This is a genomic window from Aurantimonas sp. A2-1-M11, from assembly GCF_036549475.1.
In the GTDB taxonomy this organism is placed as follows: Bacteria; Pseudomonadota; Alphaproteobacteria; order Rhizobiales; family Rhizobiaceae; genus Aurantimonas.
In genome coordinates this window covers 1-3,942 of record NZ_JAZHLI010000143.1, presented here as the reverse complement: position 1 = coordinate 3,942, position 3,942 = coordinate 1, and the positions used below count along the sequence as shown (strand labels likewise).

The window sequence follows — 3,942 nt, the reverse complement described above, 5'->3', positions numbered from 1 at the left end:
GGCGGGATGGGCGCATTGCAAAAACACCGGAAATCAATCGGGTCAGGATCGGTTTCCGGCATTCTCCAATACTTCAAACCCGATGGGAATCCCTGAAGCACAGGGCATCCAAGAGTTTTTCAGGGCGAACTATCAACGCTTCTTGCCGTCCGGCCCCGGATCGGACAAGGAGCTCCGGATGTCGCAGCGCTACAGCCATCTGAAAGCGATCGACCTTGTCGATCGGCTTGGCTGATAGGCTGCATTCCGGCAGTCTTAACTTTGGCTGCCTGGAAGATTCATTTTGGATGCTACTTCCCAGAGGCCGTAGCTTCCGCCACTATCTCTTCCAACAGCGAGTTGATCTCGGACAGCGCCGTCTTTGATGCGTCGGAACCTCTGACAGGCAGATGACGGAAGCCCACCTGGATTGATCCGGGCTGCCCGGCAAGCTCGTATACAAAGATGACATAGGGGCAGTAGGCAATATTGGCCGGGTCAGCTTCGATGGCGGCACGTGAGAGAACGGCCGAGCAGAACTGCATTGTATCCGCGTGCGCATAGACCTTATCGTCGGCGCCAACATCCGCAGCCGTCCGGTCGAGCATCTCGCCGATCATCGCCTCGTAGTCAATGACGAAGCCACGATTGACAATCGCATCCAAGACGTCGTGTCGGACATCCTCGAAAGGCGCTTCGATCGTTCGGACAGTTATCCCTTCGTGCGCCGACTGGGCCGCTGCCGAAGCGGTCAGCAATAATGCCACCAGGACAGCGGACGAAGTCTTTTCGTGAATTGTGCGAAGCATACCGACCTCCCCATCGACATATTCCAATTCGGATATTTATCGTGCGCCACTTCCCGGTCGCCCGCAAGAAGTGGCGTTGAGCGGATTGAGGAGGGTCGGCTCGCCGTTCGGCGCCCATCACCAGATCCAGGTTCCGCAGACCGACGTCGAAGTCGACGACCACGACTTTCTGCCCGGTTTTGGCGAGAGCCGCACCGAGCGCTGCCGTGGAGCGCTAAACTGCGATGCCATGCGCGCCTAGCCCGCGATCGGTCTGCTTACCGAGCTGGGGGGTCGTAACGAGATCGCAGGGTGCTACCAGCGACCGGCTGAAGGTTTTGTTCCGTCCGGCGAACAGTCCGGGTTGCTGAGCGCAGAGCGAAGGAAGCGGCTAAATGTGAGTCGCTATACGGCGGATAGGAAGGGGCTAACGTTTGATGCAGCGGTCTTCTGTAGAAGCTCCAACAGATTTTTTGCCGACATAAGGGTTGGGTTGATACGATTGCCGTGAGAATGAGCATCAAAGATCGTCGCCGTTTCGGCGGTTCTTGTCGCAAAGGCCATGGACCATTCGCCAAAAAGGCGTCCTTCAACGTCACCTGCTTGGGCAATAACTACATTATGATGTCGATTATCTGCGTATATACTCTGGAAAGTCCTCCACACGTGCTGACGGTCACCCTCAATCGATTGTATAAACCAGAGATTATCCAGTATCAGTGCACCAGTTAACAGCATTCTTCTGTTATTCTCGCGAGATTTATCCAGTATTCTTCCAATTCCCTCCCGCGCCTCATTATTTCTGTAGTCAAGATGATTTTCGCTGAAGTAAGTCAGACGATACATAGCCACTAAATACCCCGATGAGCGTTCCTGACGTCATCATCGCTATATATCGAAAAGGTATCCAAGCGCTTAATCACGCCGGCTCAACCAACGCTCGGGACGGTCGCTGTAGCCGAACTAAGTTTCCGGCGTTGCCACATTGAACCGTTGCGCCAATTTCGTTGCGTCACTGCCGGATTGGAAATTTCTCGCATTGCCGCCGAGGTCAAACACTGGAACGGCCAAATGGACTCACAGCAGATGCGTATCTGACCATTTGCCAGCGGTAGCTGAGGAAGGCCCAGCAATTTTTGTGAGACTTGCATATGCGGGATGAGCCACAGTGCCGGCACATCAATGCGCGCCCCCTNCAGCGGTAGCTGAGGAAGGCCCAGCAATTTTTGTGAGACTTGCATATGCGGGATGAGCCACAGTGCCGGCACATCAATGCGCGCCCCCTGGCTTTGATAAGAGACCGGCGCGCTCGCAAGGCGCCGACCATGCCTCGGTTGACTGGAAGACGCGTCGTTTGCGGACATCACCGTCCCTGCACCGCGCGTTTCCTCGCAGACGATGGTCCCGACACACGGGGCAACGGCCGGAGAGGTGGCAGAGTGGTCGAATGCACCGCACTCGAAATGCGGCGTATGCTCGCTGACGTCGAAACATCGGAGTCAAGATGCCACTTATAGACAGTGTGGTAGGGTGCGAGCGTCGCACAGTCGCGGCCTGCCGTCACACCGAGGCGCTGAGGTCATGCTCTTCCCTGCTCGCAGACCACTGATCTCCGGTGCGATTGCGCTGGCAATTTGCATGTTTGCCGGTCCGGTCGCCGGTGAGACAGACGTCCTGCGCTGGCGGATGAACAGTCTGCTTTACCCAAAGCACTTCGGCGAGGCTGGCGAGCGTTTTGCCGAAATGGTGCGGCGGCTGTCTGGTGGCAGCTTCGTCATCGAGGTTCACGACCGGCTTGTGCTTGACCAGGACAGCTTCGGGGCTCTGAACGCGCGCCTCATCGACGCGGTGTGGGGGTCCGCCGGGCACCACCATCGCGAGGATCCGGCGTTAACGATCTTCAGCGGCTTTCCCTTCGGTCCGGATCCGGCCGGCTTCTCTGCCTGGATGGAGGCGGGCGGCGGCGGCGAGGTGCTCGAAGCCATCTATTCACGCCATGGCCTGAAGAGCCTCTATTGCGGTATCCTGCCGGCGGAAGGCGGTGGTTGGTTCATCAAGCCTCTGAAGCGCGTCGAGGATTTCGACGGGCTCGCCATGCGCAGCTTCGGCTACGGCGCTCGGGTGCTGCGAGAACTGGGCGTTGTTTCCTACGAGCTTTCGGCCGAGGACATCCGGCCGGCGCTGGAGAGCGGTCTGATCGGCGGCGCCGAGTTTTCGTTGCCTGCCATCGATGTCGAACTCGGAATCGCGGAGGTCGCCAAACACCTTTACTTCCCGGGCTGGCAGCAGCCGGCCACCTCGCTCGAAATCCTGATGCCGGAACGGACATGGGCGGCGCTCACCGACCGGCACAAGGCGGTGCTGGAGGCTGCCTGCGCGCAATCGCTGGCCCAAACCGCCGCCGATGCAGCAATGCAGCAGGTTGCGGCTCTCGATCGTATCCGTGCCGCGGGGGTCGAGCTGCGTGTCTGGCCCAATGAGATCCTCGTTACGCTGAGGCAGACGTGGGAAGAGATCATCGCGGATGAGGTCGCCCGCGACCCGCTGCTCGCCAAGGCTTGGCAGAGCTACCTGCGCTTTCGCGACGACTACGGCGACTGGCAGGCTCGAGCCTATACGGAATAACGGGGCTCAGCCCGGCATGCCAGCAATCCTGAGGCCATCGAGAACAAGACCAAGTCCCGCCCGGTCGGCGAAGCCATCAAAAGACTGCGCCACGGCGGCGATGCTGCGCTCGGGCCGGCGCTCCTGCGCTGCGCGGATGACCATCGCCGCTTGCTCGGACCGGCCGGCATGGGCGAGGCTCGCTGCAAACAGCCAACCCGGCCACCATCGCTTGCTTGCGAAAGTGCCCGCGCCGTAGAGGGGGCCGAGTTCCTCCGTCGCTCGCGCCGGTTCACCAGCGAGCAGATAGCTGAGTCCGGCGACCTGGCGGTGCCAGTCTGGTGGGGTCGGATCAAAACGCAAAGCCCGTTCGATGGCCTCCAGGGCTTCGCCCGCGCGGCCGGTCAGCGCCAGCACCTGGGCGAGCACCGCCAAATTGTCGGGCTCGTTCGGCTCAATGTGTGCCTCCGGCGTGAGCCGCCTTGCGAACTTTGGATGAGATCGTTGTTTTTGCGGCGTGGTGTGGTGACCACGGTGCAAGCAATGAGGATATCCACGTGACCTACCATCG

General features: G+C 59.7%; 4 protein-coding genes and 2 pseudogenes. 2 read left to right on the top strand and 4 right to left on the bottom strand.

Annotated features, from left to right (window positions below):
* Nucleotides 1-235, top strand: a pseudogene (locus VQ042_RS24885) (hypothetical protein); the annotation flags it as partial.
* Nucleotides 236-290: 55 nt separating this feature from the next.
* Here VQ042_RS24885 and VQ042_RS24880 read toward each other — a convergent pair.
* The 3 genes and pseudogenes from VQ042_RS24880 to VQ042_RS24870 all read right to left on the bottom strand — a co-directional run bounded on the left by VQ042_RS24880 (nt 291) and on the right by VQ042_RS24870 (nt 1,613).
* A complete protein-coding gene (locus tag VQ042_RS24880) occupies nt 291-788 on the bottom strand; it encodes a DUF302 domain-containing protein (protein ID WP_331822943.1) in 498 nt (165 codons plus the stop codon).
* Between the two features lie 100 nt (nt 789-888).
* Nucleotides 889-999, bottom strand: a pseudogene (locus tag VQ042_RS24875) (septum site-determining protein MinD); the annotation flags it as partial.
* Nucleotides 1,000-1,172: 173 nt separating this feature from the next.
* Nucleotides 1,173-1,613 (bottom strand): BLUF domain-containing protein, encoded by a 441-nt coding sequence (locus VQ042_RS24870; protein WP_331822944.1) that lies wholly within the window; start codon nt 1,611-1,613, stop codon nt 1,173-1,175.
* 792 nt (nt 1,614-2,405) lie between these two features.
* Between VQ042_RS24870 and VQ042_RS24865 the strand changes: the two genes are divergently transcribed.
* Nucleotides 2,406-3,392, top strand: a complete 987-nt coding sequence (locus tag VQ042_RS24865; RefSeq protein WP_331822942.1) for a TRAP transporter substrate-binding protein — start codon at nt 2,406-2,408, stop codon at nt 3,390-3,392.
* 6 nt (nt 3,393-3,398) lie between these two features.
* Here the strand turns inward: VQ042_RS24865 and VQ042_RS24860 are convergent.
* Nucleotides 3,399-3,942, bottom strand: a 544-nt coding sequence (locus VQ042_RS24860) for a tetratricopeptide repeat protein (RefSeq protein WP_331822941.1), incomplete at its 5' end; no start/stop codon positions are given.